Here is a 16,740-nt window from a genome sequence, read left to right as displayed (position 1 = left end):
GGGCGGGCTGTTTCCGGTTCACGGATTACAGCCCGCCCTTTGCTCTCTCGCGGTGTCGGCTTGATCCGACGGTGGCTACGATGCGTTCTGGCAGGGCATTTCCGTCCATGACGCAGTGGGCGAGAGAAGTGAGGAACAGCCTTCATGGGGCGTCGGCTCGTACCGCTCACGCTGGACAACCTTTCCGACCTTCCCCGGCGCTGCCGCTCCTGTGTCTTCTGGGAGCTCGACCCGGTCAGCGGCGAGGCCGCCGTCAAGAGCGGGACATCCGACCGGGAGAAGGAAGCATGGATCTCCGGGGTTCTGCTGGAGTGGGGCTCCTGCGGGCGCGTGGTCTACGTCGATGACGTGCCGGCCGGCTTTGTGCTCTACGCGCCACCCGCATACGTTCCGCGCGCCACTGCCTTCCCGACGAGCCCCGTCTCCCCCGATGCCGTTCAGCTGATGACCGCGCTGATCATGCCGGGCTACCGGGGGCAGGGGCTGGGCCGGGTCATGGTGCAGACGGTTGCCAAAGACCTGATCCGTCGGGGCTTCAAGGCGATCGAAGCCTTCGGAGATGCCCGGTGGAAGGAGCCGGCCTGCGTGTTGCCCGCCGACCATCTTCTGGCAGTGGGGTTCAAGACGGTACGCCCACACCCGGTACACCCGCGACTGCGGCTGGAACTTCGCACGACGCTCTCCTGGAAGGAAGACGTGGAGCTGGCCCTGGACCGGCTCCTGGGAGCGGTGCAGAAGGAGCCTGCACTGCGGCCGCTGTGAGGTGCTCGCTCCACGACGCACGTGAAACGGGCCCGCCCTGACAAGGACGGGCCCGTTTCACGTGAAACAAGCGGACGCAGCTTCTGCCTTACTGATCCTTCTCGGCGATGAAGCCCGCGAGGTCGCGGAGGATCGCGGCCTTCGGCTTGGCGCCGACGATGGTCTTGGCGACCTCGCCGCCCTGGTAGACGTTCAGCGTCGGAATGGACATGACGCCGTACTTGGCAGCGGTGGCCGGGTTCTCGTCAATGTTGAGCTTTACGACCTCGATCTCGCCGTGCTCGGCCGCGATGGCCTCCAGCGACGGGGCGATCTGGCGGCACGGGCCGCACCAGGCGGCCCAGAAGTCCACCAGCACGGGCTTGTCGCTCTTGAGGACGACCTCTTCGAAGGAGTCGTCGGTCACGTTCTGCAGGGCGCCGGCCACGGCGGCCTCCTAACTTCGCGGGGTGTGGGGATGTGAGTAGGACGTGGGTGGGTCAGACGGCAGCCGCAGAGGCGGCCTGCTCGTCGTCGGCGAGAGCGGCGAGGAAGCGCTCTGCGTCGAGAGCGGCGGAGCAGCCGGTGCCGGCCGCGGTGATCGCCTGGCGGTAGGTGTGGTCGACAACGTCGCCGGCGCCGAAGACCCCGGACAGGTTGGTGCGCGTCGAGGGAGCGGCGACCTTCAGGTAGCCCTCGTCGTCAAGGTCGAGCTGGCCCTTGAAGAGCTCGGTGCGCGGGTCGTGGCCGACGGCGATGAACAGGCCGGTCACGGGCAGCTCGGAGGTCTCGCCGGTCTTGGTGTTGCGCAGCGTCACGCCGGAGAGCTTCTGCTCGCCGTTGACTCCGGCAACCTCGCTGTCCCAGGCGAACTTGATCTTCGGGTCGGCGAAGGCGCGGTCCTGCATGGTCTTGGAGGCGCGCAGGGTGTCGCGGCGGTGGATGATCGTGACCGACTTGGCGAAACGCGAGAGGAAGGTCGCCTCCTCCATCGCGGTGTCGCCACCGCCGACCACGGCGATGTCCTGGTCCTTGAAGAAGAAGCCGTCGCAGGTCGCGCACCAGGAGACGCCGCGCCCGGAGAGGGCGTCCTCGTTGGGGAGTCCGAGCTTGCGGTGCTGGGAGCCGGTGGTGACGATGACCGCCTTGGCTCGGTGGACGGTGCCTGCCGTGTCGGTGACGGTCTTGATGTCACCGGTGAGGTCGACGGAAACCACGTCGTCCGGGACCAGCTCGGCACCGAAGCGCTCGGCCTGGGCACGCATGTTGTCCATGAGCTCGGGGCCCATGATCCCGTCCTGGAAGCCCGGGAAGTTCTCCACGTCGGTCGTGTTCATGAGCGCACCACCGGCGGTGACGGCCCCCTCGAAGACCAGCGGCTTCAGCGAGGCGCGCGCGGTGTACAGGGCGGCTGTGTAGCCGGCGGGGCCGGAGCCGATGATGATCACATTACGCACGTCGCTCACGGGTTTCTTCCTCGTCTCTGCAGACTGCCTACTGTCCACGCCTACTGGGGTCGGTTCAACGACTCTCACCCCACCCAACGGATCCTACGGGGGATGCATTCCCGACGTGCCGGGGCGGATGGCGGCGCGGTTCTCAGGGGCGCGCGTAGGCGTGAGTCAGCAGCAGCTTCCCCTTGGAGGGAGGCTCGGCTCCCACGCAAGCCGCGTCGACGACGTACGCCTGGACACTGTCCGGGTCCGTGGGATGAGGCAGGACGACGAGGAACGCGTCGGCGCCTTCGTAGCTGCCCCGCTCGATGGCGAGCGCCGGGTCGTCGCGGTCGATGCCTGCTTCCACGCACGCAGGGACGGTCACTGCGGGGGCTCGGAGCGGGGAATCGGGAGACATCGAGTCCGAAGGATCCGCTTGGAGCGAGGGATGGGACTGGGGCGAGGACTGGGATCCGATCGAGGGGGCCTCCTCGTTTCCCTTGGGGTGCGGGCTCTCGGTGCCGGAGCCCGGGCCCAGCAGCGCGTGCACCTGGTCCTCGAGGGTGTCTGCGGAGAACGCCTGCGGGCGGCTTTTCGGGGCGGTGGCCCTCGTGTCCTGGCTGACTCCGGCGGCGGAGGTGTCGTTTCGATCCGCTCCAGGGACGTTCTGCAACAGGAAGACGCTCATGCCGACCAAGGCTGCGGCGCCGAGTGCCGAGGCGAGCAGAGTGCTGCGGCGACGCCTCGTTCCGGGGCGCCGGCCGGGGCCGGTGTTCGCACGCGGATGTCCGGCCGGACGATCTGGGCCATGCGCCGTGGACGGAGCGCCCCCGGCTATGCGCGCGGGCGCTGTTTCACGTGAAACATCGGTCGCCGTATCCGGCTCCGCGCCATGGGGCCTTGCTTCGGCGGCGAGCGCGGCATCGATGCGTTCGGCGATGTCTGTGGGCATGGGCCCGGCGGCGGACAGACCGCCGAGCAGCCCGCGAATCTCCTCCAAGGAGGCGAGGACCTCGGCGCAGACTTCACAGGTATCCAGGTGGCCGCGGACCTCGGCTGCCCGGACCTCGGGGAGCAGGTCCTCGGTCAGGTCGGAGATTTCCGAGACTTCCGGGTGCTGGGTTGTGCCGGGTGTTGACGTCATCGGTGTCCACCTCCGCCCTTCATCACAGTGGGGTCGCTCGTGCCTGCGTCTCGTGGCCCGGCTGCCGGTGGGACGGATGCTCTGGGCGTCCGGTTCCCTTCCGTGCCGGGTGCCTCACCGGCGCACCCGTCGCTGCGGAGATGCGTCAGCAGGGGCGCCAGGCGGGCCCGGCCTCGGGCACAGCGGCTCTTCACTGTGCCCACGGGTACATCGAGGATGCGGGCGGCCTCCGCCACCGGATACCCCTGCATGTCCACGAGGACGAGCGCTGCGCGCTGTTCGGCGGGGAGGGTGGCCAGCGCGGCAAGGAGTTCGCGGTGAAGATCGTGGCGTTCCGCAGGGGCCTCCGCGGACTCGTGCGGCTCCAGCAGTTGGTCGAGCCGTTCCGGGTCATCGACGGGCGAGGTCTTCCGGGAAGCGGCCTTGCGGACGCGGTCGAGACAGGCGTTCACCGTGATGCGGTGGAGCCAGGTGGTGACGGCGGACTGTCCTCGGAACGTGTGGGCGGCGCGGAATGCGGAGATCAGCGCGTCCTGTACGGCATCGGCCGCTTCCTCGCGGTCGCCCAGCGTCCGCAGGGCCACGGCCCACAGCCGGTCTCGATGGCGTCGAGCCAACTCGCCGAAGGCGTCGGGGTCGCCGGCGACGTGCTGCGCGAGGAGGTCCGCGTCGCTCGGTGGATCGGCGGCACCGGTGCCGTAGCGCTCCCGGTCTCCCCCCTCAGCTGTCGCCATCCGTGCATTCAAACCGATCCGCGCCGGGAAGTAAATGGCGAAGAGGGTTGGATTGTATGAATGATAAGTGGCGCGATTCGATCGCGCTTCGGAGGTGCCCTGTCCGCCCTATATTGAGGGAAATCAGAAAGGGGACCATGTGATGCAGAAGCATGTGAAGCGATACCTGGGAAAGGTCCTCCCGGTCGTTCTCACCGCACCGGTGCTCGTGGCATTGCTCCCGGGGAGCGCACAGGCGGCCACCTATTCGATGGACGGGAAGAATCCCATTTCTGCCGGGTGCTCCGGCGACGCCACCACCGTGAAGCGCGCACTGATCGGCACCTCCACTTGGACGCTCGGTGCCATTGAGCTGCGGTACAGCGTCAAGTGCCACACTGCGTGGGCGCGGATCAGCCTCTCCGAGGACGTGTGGGGCAAAGCTCGGATCGTCCGGAACTCGGATGGTAAATCTTATAACTGCACGAAGCTTTCCTACAGCTCTTCGCTCGGCGCCTATACCTGCTACACGGCAATGGTCTACGACAAGGACCCGCTCTCCGCATACGCGGAGGGCTGGTCCCAGTACGACAACGTGAGCCTCAACTCGAAGACCCCTTCGTACTGACCGCTGAATCGGTACGCGGGTAAAGAAATGGGGCTGGGACGGATCCGAGGATCCGTCCCAGCCCCATTCTCGTGTTCGCGGCCGTCAGCTGGTGACCTTGATGTCCGAGACCTTCCCTCGGAAGTTGCCCTCGCCGCTCGGCGGGAGCTTGGTGAGCCAGACGAGCAGGAACCGTGCCTGCACCGGCTTGGAGGGCTTCAGCGACACCTGGGTGCCCGACCCCTGGGCGACCTTGTCGAAGCCGGTCGGACCGGTCGGCACCGTCGAGCCTCCGGCGGTGCGCAGCTCGACCGAAGTGGAACCGCCGAGGAAGGACACGTCCACCTTGCTGACGCGCTGTGTCTTGCCCAGGTCCAGGACGACGCCGACTCCTTCCTTGAGCCTGCCGAAATCGGCTGACGCGTACCAGTCGGTGTGCCAGTACGAGCTCGGGTCGTCGTCGTAGACGTTGCCTATGCTCTGCGGCTTCTCACTGCCATCGGCGCCGAGCGGGTCGTAGTCCTGGGCGGTGACGATCGGAACGGGCTTGCTCTTCTCGACCGGCGGGGCGTCGTTGTTCTCCGGGTTGGACTGAGTGGTGCCGGGGTCGCCGCCCGAGTTCTTGTCCCGGTCGATGAGTGTCTCGGCGAGCTGCCAGCTGCCCAGGCCAAGGGCGGCGATCAGCAGTGCGGACACGACCCACTTCAGCGCCCTGCCGGTGCGGCTCTGCAAGGGCGCGGGGGGCACCGGCACGACCGGCTGGGTCGCGACGGCACCGGCCGCCGCCGGCCTCCCGTACGTGCCCTGCTGGTAGGTGGTCCGCTGGTACTCGGGCGGAGCGGTGAAGACGGGCTCCGGCGGGGGGACGCGGGGCATGGCCGCCACCGCTTTGGCGAGCTCGTCGGGCGTGGTGCAGGGCTGCTCCTGGCGGGAAGCCGTGGCGCCGTCATTGGCGAGAGCCCGCATGGCGATCTCGGACAGGCCCCTGTGGACTCCGGCCCGCACCTGGTCGGGCGGGAGCAGACCCATCCCCTTGGGCAGTCCGGTGAGCCCGTAGGCATCGCTCTCGTACGGCCAGCGCTGGGTCAGCGCGGCGTACAACAGGGCCCCGATGGCCTCCGTGTCCGTGCGCTGAGGGCCCTCGGACGTGATGCCCCGCAGGGCGGCGTTCACCGCGAGGCCGCGGATGCGGTACTGGCCGGACGAGCTGCGCAGCACGGCCCCCGGCGTCAGCCTCAGGTGGGCCAGGCCCTCCCGGTGCGCGGCCGCCATGGCCTGGGAGACCTGGCTGACGAGCTGGTACGCGTCGTGCGCATCCATCGGGCCCGCGCTCAGCAGGGCCGTGAGCTCGGTGGCGTCGGGAAGCCACTCGTGGACGACGTAGACGAGATCGTCCTCCTCGACGGCGTCGAGGACCTGCACGAAGCGCGGGTCTCCCAGCAGTGCGGAGGACCGGGCGGCGGCCAGAACCGAGCGCGCCCGCGGGTGGTCCGCGGGCAGGAGGTGAACCCCCACCGCGCGACGGAGCTTCTCGTCGACGGCACGCCAGCTGCTGAAGCCGTCCAGACGGGTGACGCATTCCTCCAGCCGGTACCGGCCGGCCAGCTTGTGACCGCTGTGCAGATCCGGGGTGGCCGGGAAGGTCTTCGATGCGGCCCTCTCGTCGTCCTCCTCCTGGGAGCCCGTGTCTGCCGCGTCCTGCGCTTCTGCCGTGCCGTCGGTCGTGGCCTCGTCCGCCTTGGCGGTCAGCGGCTCGTCCCCGCTGTTATCGGCCACGTCGACGGCAGCCGTGCTACGTTCCGCCACCGTCGTTCCTGCCTCCCCATCCGTTGCGCGATGCCAGCCAGCTCTGCTCTGCACAGTCACGCCAATTGTGCCCACACTCCGGCGCTATGCACGACACGCGGAGTCCGGCGATGGTTGTGCGGTCCGGCCGGCTCAGCGGCCGAGCCGCCCCCTGACCATGCCGACCATGCCGTTGATCTCCTCGATACGCATTCTTCTCGCCGCGACGAAGAACACTCCCAGCAGCAGGGCACCGCCGCAGACCAGGGCCACGAGCGAGCCGAAGGCGCCTTCCCCGAGCACCTGCAGAAGGCCGAAGCCCGCGGCCCCGCCGACCACGGTCGCGGGCAGAGCGGCGAGGCACAGCCTGGCGTAGGTGCGGACCACGTGCGCGCCGTCCAGGTCACCGCCCAGGCGGTTGCGCAGCCGGCGCCAGGCGATACCGACGCCGACGGCATAGGCGAGGCCGTACGAGGCTGCCATGCCGACGACTGCCCACTGGGCGGGCAGCACGACGTAGCAGAGGGCCGAGGCCGCCGCGTTGACCAGGGCGACGATGACGGTGTTGTAGAAGGGCGTGCGGGTGTCCTCGTACGCGTAGAACCCGCGCAGCACCACGTACTGCACCGAGTACGGGATCAGACCGAGGCCGAAGGCCATCAGGATGAAGCCCATGGAGCGGGCGGCCTCGGGGCCGCTGGAGGAGTAGAGCAGGGTGCACATCGGCACACCCAGGGCGAGGAAAGCGAAGGCGACCGGGACGATGGCCACGGCGGAGTTGCGGAGCCCCTGCGAGATGTCGTCGCGGACGGCGCCGGGGTCGTTGTCGTGGGCGGCCCGGGAGATCCGGGGCAGCAGGGCGGCCATGACCGAGACGGTGATGATCGCCTGCGGCATGCCCCAGATCAGCTGGGCGTTGGAGTAGGCGAGGAAGCCCGCGCCGTTCTTCCCGGACGCCTTGCCGGCCGAGGTCGCGAGCTGGGTGACGACCAGCACACCGGCCTGGTTGGCGAAGACGAACAGCACCGTCCACTTCGCGAGCTTTATCGTCTTCCCCAGCCCGTGGCCCTTCCAGTCGAACCGCGGACGGAAGCGGAAGCCGGCCTCGCGCAGATACGGGATCATGGCCAGCGCCTGCACGACCAGGCCGAGCAGGGTCCCGATGCCCAGCAGGCGCACACCCTCCGGCGGGATGGTGTCCACGCCCATGTGGGACTCGTGGGACGTGCCGTAGACCCAGATGAACATCCCGAAGGTGAAGATCATGACGATGTTGTTCAGGACCGGAGTCCACATCATCGCGCCGAACTTCCCGCGGGCGTTGAGGATCTGTCCCATCACGACGTGCACACCCATGAAGAAGATGGTGGGCAGGCAGTAGCGGGCGAAAGTGACGGCGACGTTGTTGGCCGCCGGGTCGTCCGCGATGGTCGACGACATCAGCCGGATCAGCCAGGGGGCCGCGAAGACCACCACGGCGACGATGAGGCCGAGGGCGACCATCACCAGGGTCAGCAGCCGGTTGGCATACGCCTCGCCGCCGTCCTCGTCATCCTTCATCGAGCGGACGAGCTGGGGCACGAAGACCGAGTTGAGGCCCCCGCCCACAGTGAGGATGTAGATCATCGTGGGCAGCGTGTACGCGATGGTGAAGCTGTCGCCGAGCAGCGCCGCGCCGAGCGCCGCCGTGATCACGAGGCTGCGGACGAAGCCGGTGAGGCGCGAGACGAGCGTGCCGGCCGCCATGACCGCGCTGGACTTCAGCAGGCTGGAGGCACGACCGCCGGACTTGGCCGGTGACGGGGCGGGCTCGGGCTGGGCCGCGGCCGGAGAGTGGCCCGGGTTCGCGGGGCCCTCCTGGTCGCGGAAGAGGTGGGCGAACGCATCGGGCTCGTCACGGTCCGCGGAAGCCTGAGTGACGAGGTCGTCCACGCCCACGAACTGTGTCGTGGCGGCATTGTCCCCGTACGGGAGATGGCGCGAGGGCCCGGCGGGCTCGGGCGGCGGCGTCTGGGCCCAGATGCGAGGGTCGGGGGCGTACTGCGGCGACGGCGGCTGCTGGTAGAGCGGCTGAGGCTGCTGGTAGGTGCCGGGAGGCGGCGGCGGATGCGCGGCGCGGTCGTACAGCGCCTCATCCACCGGGTCCTGGGCAGAGAGGTCCTGCGCCCAGTACGGGTCGGGTTCGTACGCGGACTGCAGATACGGGTCCTGCGCCGGCTGCTGCTGCGGGTCAGGGGGCACCGGTGGGCCGCCGGAGTACCCGGCTCCGCCCGTACCCTGACCGCGGTCACCGTCGTACGGCGCGTTCATCGAAACCCCACCTCATCGTCCCCGGCCGACCGGCCACGACAGACATCGCTCAACGGTCCACTTTCTCACCCGTGCCCGACGGCTCCGCGCTTTCGGGACCGGTGTCCGGCGTCGGGTCACTCGGCTGCTCGGGTTCACTGCCGTCGTCGCCCGCCGCGCCGCCCGCGTTGGCGCGCTTGCGATGTGCATACATCCTGATGCCGGCCAGCACCAGCAGCAGGAGCCCGCCGGCGATGACCAGAAGGACCGTCGGGGTGATCTCGGAGACCTTCACGGTGAAGGCCATTTCCTCGCCGTACGGGGTCCCGTCCTCCGTGTAGAGCTGTGCGGTCATCTGGACCTGGCCGTTGATGTTGGCCGCGGCGTCGAACTTCACGGACTGGCTGTGCCCGGCGCCGATCTGGATGGGCTGTTCCGCGATGCTGCCGCCGTCGTTCAGCTTGAGCCGGGTCGCGTTGTCCGACTTCAGCCGCAGCACCAAGCCCTCGACGTCCTGCAACAGCCTGTTCTGCACGGTGACGGGGATCGTGGCGCTCCGGCCGGACAAGGTGATGTCCGACTTCGGGACGAGCTGGACCTCGCCGACGAGCCCTTGCAGATAGGTGCGGACCGAGTCCCGGTACTGCTGGGCCCTCAGCGGCTTCCCTCGCCACGACGTCGACATGGACCGGTTGACGGCGTTGCCGAAGGGGGTCACCACACGCTCGGGGTGGGTCAGGATGACCTGGAAGTTGTTGAGCGAGGACTGGATGGACTTGATGTCCTGGAACGCCTGCGTGGGCAGCTCCTGGTGGCGCAGCTTCTTGGGGTAGCGGGACGCGGGAGGCACATCGGTGGTCGCCTCGGAGTCCGGCTTGGTCGCGGCAGCCTGGACCAGCCCCTCGGACTTCGTCCAGCGGTCGTCGTCCAGTGCGTGGAGGGCGCGTGCCATCGACTGCGCCTGGGCGACCGTCGGCGTGCGCTGGGGCGCCACGACGACTGAACGATCCTTGTCCGTGTCCTGCTCGGTCAGGGCGAGGGTGAGGGCGAGGAACTTCTGGACGGCGAGCGTGGAGTTCCCGGCGTTGCCCATGTCCCCCTGGAAGGCCGTGGAGAGCCTCGCGTCGGAGACGACCGCCGTGGTGCCGCCGCCGATCGGACGGGCGGCGGACGGCGTGTAGACCAGGTTCTTGGTCTCGTCGAGGCTGTCGCTGCGGGCGATCACGTGATGGGCACCGGCCGAGGTGGCGACGTCCACGATCGAGGGGTCCACCGCACCGTCGACCGGCCAGGCGAAGTCGGTGGACGGCTTCAGATGAAGGATCGTCTCCACCGTCATCCCGGCGACCTCGCTGGCGGTCTGCAGATGGCTGAGGGTGCCGGAGACGTTCTTGCCGCGGTGGGCGATCGAGGCCAGGTCCGGGTCGCCAAATGGCAGGGCTACGACCTTGCCCTCGGACACGGCGGCTTCCAGCGAGGTCAGCCACTTCTTGGCCACGTCCTGGTTCGTCCCGGCGACCGTGGTGTCGCCGGACTTCACCCGGTAGGGCTTGGTCATCGCATCGACGCTGGCCAGCAGGTCCGGATCGATGACCCAGGTCACGGGCAGCCGGCTGCCCAGGGAGACCATCTGTTCGAGTCGGCCGCCCGGTGCGATCTCCGCGGCGAGGTCGTCATCGGCGAACACCGGGGTCTGCTGCTCGTCCGAGCCGGTCTCCGCCGTGAGGTGCGCGGACGCGATGAGCGGCCAGAGGTAGCTGATGCCGATCTTGGAGTCGCGGTCGCCTTCCTGCCAGGGCAGGAAGGTCCGCTTGATGCCGAGCACCTGGTCGTACACGGTGTGTGAGGTGCGCCCCGACAGCGAGACGCCCAGCTGGTAGACCCCGTCGTCCCCGAGGTTCAGCTTGCTGACGGGGACGGCCAGCGTGAAGTCCTGACTGATTCCCGAGCGCAGCTTGTCGATCTCGACCGAGTACTTGCCCCCGATCGGAAGGGGGTCGGTACCGGGCAGGTATCCGGTGCGCCGGGCTGCCGCGTCGATGGCGGTCCGGCTGAAGAGGCGGGGGCCGACCCGAAGGTCGACCTGGGCGTCGGTGACGGTCTCCTTGCCCTTGTTGGTCAGCGTCCCGGAGATCCGCAGCGTGTCCCCCTTCTCCGGGGCGCTGGGGGTGATCTCGTCCAGGGACACCGACACCGTGCTGGAACCCGTCGGAGCCTTGGCCGGAGCATCGGCTCGGGCCTGCGGGGTGGAGGCGCCTGCCAGCAGGGCGGCGACGAGCGGTGCCCCGGCGAGCACAGCGGCCGTGCGCCGCAGCCACCGGCGGGCAGGAGAGGGATTCATCCCCTGGATGTCTGCCGCCTCGGCCACGCGTACCCGTCCCTCGTCATCGTCAACTGCTGTGGATCGTCGTCCGTTGCTGCGCCCCCGCATGGTAACGAGGTGCGTCGAGGCTAAGTGCCGGGGAGTGTGCTGCATGATCGGGAGAGTCTCGCAGGGCCCGGGAAATGGGTGACGTCCGGACCGGCCCGTGCACGTACCCTTTTCTGTTGTGCCGAACGCCAACGAAGACAACCCCAGCGCCCTGACCCAGGTGCAGCACCGCGCAGTCAGCGAACTGCTGCGGGTCGCCCCGGTCGCCGACGACCTCGCCCGCCGATTCCAGGATGCCGGATTCAGTCTCGCACTGGTCGGCGGCTCGGTCCGTGACGCACTTCTCGGCAGGCTCGGGAACGACCTCGACTTCACGACCGACGCCCACCCCGAGGACGTGCTGAAGATCGTCAGGCCCTGGGCCGACTCCGTGTGGGAGGTCGGCATCGCCTTCGGCACGGTGGGGGCCCAGAAGCACGGCTACCAGATCGAGATCACGACGTACCGGTCGGAGGCGTACGACAGGACTTCGCGCAAGCCTGAGGTGTCCTACGGCGACTCCATCGAGGACGACCTCGTGCGGCGCGATTTCACGGTCAACGCCATGGCCGTCGCTCTGCCGGAGAAGGTCTTCATCGACCCCCATGACGGCCGGAAGGACCTCGCCGAGCGGGTCCTGCGTACGCCCGGGACGCCTGAGGCCTCGTTCTCCGACGATCCGCTGCGCATGCTGCGGGCGGCCCGCTTCGCCGCGCAGCTCGACTTCGAGGTGGCCCCCGAGGTCGTCAGCGCCATGACGGAGATGGCGGGCCGGATTGAGATCGTCTCCGCCGAGCGAGTGCGCGAGGAGCTGAACAAGCTCCTGCTGTCCGCGCATCCTCGGAAGGGCCTGTCCCTCCTCGTGGAAACGGGGCTGGCCCAGCAGGTGCTGCCCGAGTTGCCGGCGCTCCGGCTGGAGAGTGACGAGCACCACCGGCACAAGGACGTGTACGAGCACTCCCTGACCGTCTTGGAGCAGGCGATCGCACTGGAGGAGGACGGGCCGGACCTCGTCCTGCGCCTTGCCGCTCTCCTTCATGACATCGGCAAGCCGAGGACGCGGCGCTTCGAGAAGGACGGGCGCGTCTCCTTCCACCACCACGAGGTGGTGGGCGCCAAGATGGCAAAGAAGCGCATGGCGGCGCTCAAGTACTCCAACGAGATGGTCAAGGACGTCTCGAAGCTGGTGGAGCTGCACCTGCGCTTCCACGGCTACGGCGACGGCGAGTGGACCGATTCCGCGGTGCGCCGCTACGTACGGGATGCCGGCCCCCTCCTGGAGCGGCTGCACAAGCTGACCCGTTCGGACTGCACCACGCGCAACAAGCGCAAGGCCGCTGCCCTTTCGCGGACCTACGACGGGCTTGAGGAGCGCATCGCTCAACTGAAGAGCCAGGAGGAGCTGGACGCGATCCGGCCGGACCTGGACGGCAACGAGATCATGCAGATCCTGGGCGTGGGCCCGGGCCCGGTCATCGGCAAGGCGTACGCGTTCCTGCTGGAACTGCGCCTGGAGAACGGCCCGCTGGAGCATGACGCGGCGGTTGCGGAGCTGAAGAAGTGGTGGGAGGCGCAGAGCTGACGCTCTCGCTTCCCTTCAACGCCTCGGCGCTCATGTTTCACGTGAAACATGAGCGCCGAGGCGTGCACCGAGGGCGTTGTTTCACGTGAAACAACGCCCTCGGCTGTGCTCGGAGTGCTGCGGAGACTCAGCCGGTCGGCTTGAGCGGCGTGAGGCAGAGCACCACACTGTTCCGGCTCTTACGGCGCCCCGAGCTCTCGGTGTAGGCGGAGTACTTCTCCGCGTCGCAGAGGTCCGTGTCAGTCGTGTTGTCGTGCACTTCGGCGACCTTGTACTCGGCGGCGGACGAGTCGCAGTCGACGGACTCCATGTCGGGGCTGTAGTTGGTGCCCTTGTTCTCCAGGCAGTCCCCGACCGATGCGGCCTTGGCGTCGGACTCGAACATGTCGCCCAGGCCGAACTTCAGCGCGCCGAGCACGACGAGGCCCACGACGATGATGATGATGTTGCGGGTGGCGAGGAACGCCTTCTTGCCGCCCGAGGGCTGCGAAGGTCCCTGCGGAGGAGTGCCCCAGCCCTGGGGCTGCGGCTGCTGAGGGGCTCCCCAGCCCTGCTGCGGCTGCTGCTGGGGGCCGCCCCACCCCTGCTGGGGCTGTTGCGGCGGGTAGCCGTATCCGCCCTGCTGCGGCGGGTAGGGCTGAGGCTGCTGGCCGTAGGGACCGTTGCCCTGCTGCGGCGGGTAAGTCATCTGGATGCCCCCGTGATTCGTGCGTCTTGTTTGACGCGGGCACGCTATAGGACATCACCGCTCCGACTCCAATGCGCGAGGCCCAGGGCAGAGCCTGCGTAGAGTGCCGCCACACCGATCACCAGCGCCACAGACCGTCCGTCAGGCGGGAGTACCAGCGCGGCGACCGCGGCCGCGGCCACGAAGGCCACGTTGAACAGCACGTCGTAGAACGAGAAGGCCCTGCCCCGGTAGACGTCGTCCACGGCGGTCTGCACCACCGTGTCCGTGGCGATCTTCGCTCCCTGCGTGACGAGGCCGAGGACGAACGCGGCGACGAGCATCGGCGCCGGAGCGAACCACAGTCCCAGAGCCGGTTCGAGCGCCGCGGCGGTGCCCGCGCACACCACCATCCAGCGGAGCCGCCCGAGCCTCCCCGCGGCCCAGGGGGTCAGTAGGGCTGCCGCGAAGAACCCGGCACCGGAGACGAACACCGCCAGGCCGAGGAGGGCCAGCCCGTCGTCCTCGCTGTCCGTCCAGGCGTACCGGCAGAGCATCAGGACCATGACGGTCAGCGCCCCGTAACAGAACCGGATCACCGTCATCGCGGCCAGCGCCCGGGAGGCGCTCCGGTGCTCCAGCAAGTGCCGCAATCCGTCGAGGAGTCCTCCGGCCGCCGACGCCAGCGCCGCCCGCAGCGCCGTGCGCCCGGCGTCGCGGTCGGGCCCGAGGAGCCCCGCAGTGAGGCTCAGCGCCGCCAGTGCCGAGGCGAGGTAGAGCACCGCACCGAGCAGCACCACAGCGGAGTCCGAAGCGGCCAGCAGCCGCACCACGAAGGCGAGTCCGCCGCCCGCGGTGGCGGCGAGAGTGCCCGCGGTCGGCGACAGCGAGTTGGCGAGCACCAGATGCTGCCGCTCGACCACGCGCGGCAGAACGGCGGAGAGACCGGCGAGGACGAAGCGGTTGACCGCGGTGACGCACAGCGCGGAGGCGTAGAAGAGCCACGCCGGAGCCGCGCCGATGATCAGGAGGGCGGTGCAGCAGGCGAGCCCGGAGCGCAGCAGGTTGCCGTAGACGAAGACCTGACGCCGTGGCCAGCGGTCCAGCAGCACGCCCGCGAAGGGACCGACGAGTGAATAGGGGAGCAGGAGCACGGCCATGGCGGAGGCGATCGCCCCGGCGGACGCCTGCTTCTCGGGCGCGAAGACCACGTACGTGGCCAGCGCCACCTGATAGACGCCGTCGGCCGCCTGGGACATGATCCGCACGGCCAGCAGGCGGCGGAAGTCCCGGAGGCGGAGAAGTATGCGCAGGTCGCGCGCGACGGGCATGGGAGCAAGGGTCACACACGACGAGGGCCCCCGAGCGGATTGCCCGGGGGCCCTCAACGGCGCGGCAGGTGACAAGCGTTGCCGCGTCTCACCTGCGCGACTGACTCACGGGAGTCAGTTGGAGACCTCACCGCGGATGAACTTCTCGACGTTCTCGCGGGCCTCGTCGTCGAAGTACTGGACCGGCGGGGACTTCATGAAGTACGAGGATGCCGAGAGGATCGGGCCACCGATGCCGCGGTCCTTGGCGATCTTCGCCGCACGGACGGCGTCGATGATGACACCGGCGGAGTTCGGGGAGTCCCACACCTCGAGCTTGTACTCCAGGTTCAGCGGGACGTCACCGAAGGCGCGGCCCTCGAGGCGCACGTACGCCCACTTGCGGTCGTCCAGCCAGGCCACGTAGTCCGAGGGGCCGATGTGGACGTTGTCCGCGCCGAGCTCGCGGTCACGGATCTGCGAGGTGACGGCCTGCGTCTTGGAGATCTTCTTGGACTCCAGGCGCTCACGCTCGAGCATGTTCTTGAAGTCCATGTTGCCGCCGACGTTCAGCTGCATCGTGCGGTCCAGGATGACACCCCGGTCCTCGAAGAGCTTCGCCATCACGCGGTGCGTGATGGTGGCGCCGACCTGCGACTTGATGTCGTCGCCGACGATCGGGACACCGGCCTCGGTGAACTTGTCCGCCCACTCCTTGGTGCCGGCGATGAAGACCGGAAGGGCGTTGACGAACGCGACCTTGGCGTCGATGGCGCACTGGGCGTAGAACTTCGCGGCGACCTCGGAACCCACCGGGAGGTAGCAGACCAGGACGTCGACCTTGCGGTCCTTGAGGACCTGGACGACGTCGACCGGCGCCTCGGCCGACTCCTCGATGGTCTGGCGGTAGTACTTGCCGAGGCCGTCGTGGGTGTGGCCGCGCTGGACGGTGACACCGGCGTGCGGCACGTCGCAGAGCTTGATGGTGTTGTTCTCGCTCGCACCGATGGCGTCCGCGAGGTCCAGGCCGACCTTCTTCGCGTCGACGTCGAAGGCGGCGACGAACTCGACGTCCCGCACGTGGTAGTCGCCGAACTGGACGTGCATCAGGCCGGGCACCTTGCCGGCCGGATCGGCGTCCTTGTAGTACTCGACGCCCTGGACCAGCGAGGCGGCGCAGTTGCCCACGCCGACGATGGCTACGCGAACCGAACCCATTCCGGTTGCTCCCTGTGTGTAATGGATGTTTCTTATGAGCCCGCCGCGGATCTGCGGCGCACTCACTTGGCGGTGTCGCCGGACGGATCCGGCGGGTTGTCTCCCCGCCGGGGCAGGCCGTCAGGCTCTCCTGCGGTCTTCTGCTGAGCTGAGCTCTCGGGCGAGGATCGTCGCTGATCCCGTCCCGACCGCTCGCTCTCGATGAGCTCGTTCAGCCAGCGCACTTCGCGCTCCACGGACTCCATGCCGTGTCGCTGCAGCTCAAGTGTGTAGTCGTCGAGGCGCTCACGGGTGCGGGCAAGAGAGGCGCTCATCTTCTCCAGGCGCTCCTCCAGCCGGCTGCGACGGCCCTCCAGCACCCGCATGCGCACCTCGTGCTCCGTCTGCCCGAAGAAGGCGAAGCGAGCCGCGAAGTGCTCGTCCTCCCAGGAATCGGGGCCGGTGTGCGAGAGCAGCTCCTCGAAATGCTCCTTACCTTCGGCCGTCAATCGGTAGACGATCTTGGCGCGGCGCCCCGCCAGGGACGAGGCGGGAGCGACGGGCCGGCCGGAGCCGGGTGCCGTCTCCGGAGCGGGCCCCGGTTCCTCGATCAACCAGCCGTTGGCGACCAGCGTCTTGAGGCAGGGGTAGAGCGTCCCGTAACTGAAGGCACGGAAGATGCCCAACGAGGTGTTGAGGCGTTTGCGCAGCTCGTAGCCGTGCATCGGGGATTCGCGGAGCAGTCCGAGGACGGCGAACTCGAGGATGCCGGAACGTCTGCTCAACCTCGCTCCTCCTTCTCCGAGTGCTCTCACGGTCCCTTGTACCGGGTCGATGTACCGAGCTGATGTATCGACTC

Annotated in this window: 14 protein-coding genes; 3 read left to right on the top strand and 11 right to left on the bottom strand. The window is 68.6% G+C overall.

Annotated features, from left to right (window positions below):
- Positions 1-144 precede the first annotated feature (144 nt).
- A complete protein-coding gene (locus AB0L33_RS00910) occupies positions 145-762 on the top strand; it encodes a GNAT family N-acetyltransferase (protein WP_365676955.1) in 618 nt (205 codons plus the stop codon).
- A gap of 88 nt (positions 763-850) precedes the next feature.
- Here AB0L33_RS00910 and trxA read toward each other — a convergent pair whose 3' ends face one another.
- The 4 genes from trxA to sigM all read right to left on the bottom strand — a co-directional run bounded on the left by trxA (position 851) and on the right by sigM (position 4,055).
- On the bottom strand, positions 851-1,189 hold the full coding sequence (trxA, locus tag AB0L33_RS00905; RefSeq protein ID WP_365676954.1) for a thioredoxin: 339 nt from the start codon (positions 1,187-1,189) through the stop codon (positions 851-853).
- 52 nt (positions 1,190-1,241) lie between these two features.
- Positions 1,242-2,207: a thioredoxin-disulfide reductase gene (gene trxB, locus AB0L33_RS00900; protein ID WP_365676953.1), complete on the bottom strand. Its 966-nt coding sequence runs from the start codon at positions 2,205-2,207 to the stop codon at positions 1,242-1,244.
- A 133-nt stretch (positions 2,208-2,340) separates the two neighbouring features.
- On the bottom strand, positions 2,341-3,321 hold the full coding sequence (locus AB0L33_RS00895; protein WP_365676952.1) for a hypothetical protein: 981 nt from the start codon (positions 3,319-3,321) through the stop codon (positions 2,341-2,343).
- Positions 3,318-4,055 (bottom strand): RNA polymerase sigma factor SigM, encoded by a 738-nt coding sequence (sigM, locus tag AB0L33_RS00890; protein ID WP_365676951.1) that lies wholly within the window; start codon positions 4,053-4,055, stop codon positions 3,318-3,320. Before sigM ends, AB0L33_RS00895 begins: the two co-directional genes overlap by 4 nt.
- 142 nt (positions 4,056-4,197) lie before the next feature.
- On the opposite strand from sigM, the gene AB0L33_RS00885 reads away from it, so the two are divergent.
- Positions 4,198-4,662 (top strand): DUF2690 domain-containing protein, encoded by a 465-nt coding sequence (locus tag AB0L33_RS00885; RefSeq protein WP_365676950.1) that lies wholly within the window; start codon positions 4,198-4,200, stop codon positions 4,660-4,662.
- A gap of 84 nt (positions 4,663-4,746) precedes the next feature.
- Here the strand turns inward: AB0L33_RS00885 and AB0L33_RS00880 are convergent, their stop codons facing one another.
- From AB0L33_RS00880 to AB0L33_RS00870, 3 genes are all read right to left on the bottom strand, one after another.
- The gene (locus AB0L33_RS00880; RefSeq protein ID WP_365676949.1) at positions 4,747-6,447 is read right to left on the bottom strand and encodes a protein kinase family protein; all 1,701 of its coding nucleotides are present in this window, start codon (positions 6,445-6,447) and stop codon (positions 4,747-4,749) included.
- 132 nt (positions 6,448-6,579) lie between these two features.
- Complete coding sequence (murJ, locus tag AB0L33_RS00875) at positions 6,580-8,736, bottom strand: murein biosynthesis integral membrane protein MurJ (protein ID WP_365676948.1); 2,157 nt, start codon at positions 8,734-8,736, stop codon at positions 6,580-6,582.
- 49 nt (positions 8,737-8,785) lie between these two features.
- On the bottom strand, positions 8,786-11,083 hold the full coding sequence (locus AB0L33_RS00870; protein WP_365676947.1) for a DUF6049 family protein: 2,298 nt from the start codon (positions 11,081-11,083) through the stop codon (positions 8,786-8,788).
- A gap of 181 nt (positions 11,084-11,264) precedes the next feature.
- Between AB0L33_RS00870 and AB0L33_RS00865 the strand changes: the two genes are divergently transcribed.
- The gene (locus AB0L33_RS00865; protein WP_365676946.1) at positions 11,265-12,707 is read left to right on the top strand and encodes a CCA tRNA nucleotidyltransferase; all 1,443 of its coding nucleotides are present in this window, start codon (positions 11,265-11,267) and stop codon (positions 12,705-12,707) included.
- 127 nt (positions 12,708-12,834) lie between these two features.
- Here the strand turns inward: AB0L33_RS00865 and AB0L33_RS00860 are convergent, their stop codons facing one another.
- The 4 genes from AB0L33_RS00860 to AB0L33_RS00845 form a co-directional block, all read right to left on the bottom strand.
- Positions 12,835-13,395 carry a hypothetical protein gene (locus AB0L33_RS00860; RefSeq protein ID WP_365676945.1) on the bottom strand — a complete coding sequence of 187 codons (561 nt, stop codon included), beginning with the start codon at positions 13,393-13,395 and terminating at the stop codon, positions 12,835-12,837.
- A gap of 44 nt (positions 13,396-13,439) precedes the next feature.
- Entirely contained in the window at positions 13,440-14,705 is a 1,266-nt protein-coding gene (locus tag AB0L33_RS00855) for an MFS transporter (RefSeq protein WP_365676944.1), read from the bottom strand.
- A gap of 114 nt (positions 14,706-14,819) precedes the next feature.
- Positions 14,820-15,902, bottom strand: a complete 1,083-nt coding sequence (locus AB0L33_RS00850) for an inositol-3-phosphate synthase (RefSeq protein WP_365676943.1) — start codon at positions 15,900-15,902, stop codon at positions 14,820-14,822.
- Positions 15,903-15,964: 62 nt separating this feature from the next.
- Positions 15,965-16,666, bottom strand: coding sequence for a helix-turn-helix transcriptional regulator (locus AB0L33_RS00845; protein ID WP_365676941.1), 702 nt, complete (start codon positions 16,664-16,666; stop codon positions 15,965-15,967).
- Between the last annotated feature and the right edge of the window lie 74 nt (positions 16,667-16,740).

Source organism: Streptomyces sp. NPDC052299, assembly GCF_040679335.1.
GTDB lineage: Bacteria > Actinomycetota > Actinomycetes > Streptomycetales > Streptomycetaceae > Streptomyces.
The sequence above is the reverse complement of the archived record's forward strand: the minus strand, read 5'-3'. Positions and strand labels throughout refer to the sequence as shown.

What these genes read in the sequence shown, in the direction of transcription:
- AB0L33_RS00910 (WP_365676955.1), top strand. Translation starts at nt 145, where the DNA reads ATGGGGCGTCGGCTCGTACCGCTCACGCTGGACAACCTTTCCGACCTT.
- AB0L33_RS00895 (WP_365676952.1), bottom strand. Translation starts at nt 3,321, where the DNA reads ATGACGTCAACACCCGGCACAACCCAGCACCCGGAAGTCTCGGAAATC.
- sigM (WP_365676951.1), bottom strand. Translation starts at nt 4,055, where the DNA reads ATGGCGACAGCTGAGGGGGGAGACCGGGAGCGCTACGGCACCGGTGCC.
- AB0L33_RS00885 (WP_365676950.1), top strand. Translation starts at nt 4,198, where the DNA reads ATGCAGAAGCATGTGAAGCGATACCTGGGAAAGGTCCTCCCGGTCGTT.
- murJ (WP_365676948.1), bottom strand. Translation starts at nt 8,736, where the DNA reads ATGAACGCGCCGTACGACGGTGACCGCGGTCAGGGTACGGGCGGAGCC.
- AB0L33_RS00860 (WP_365676945.1), bottom strand. Translation starts at nt 13,395, where the DNA reads ATGACTTACCCGCCGCAGCAGGGCAACGGTCCCTACGGCCAGCAGCCT.
- AB0L33_RS00855 (WP_365676944.1), bottom strand. Translation starts at nt 14,705, where the DNA reads ATGCCCGTCGCGCGCGACCTGCGCATACTTCTCCGCCTCCGGGACTTC.
- AB0L33_RS00850 (WP_365676943.1), bottom strand. Translation starts at nt 15,902, where the DNA reads ATGGGTTCGGTTCGCGTAGCCATCGTCGGCGTGGGCAACTGCGCCGCC.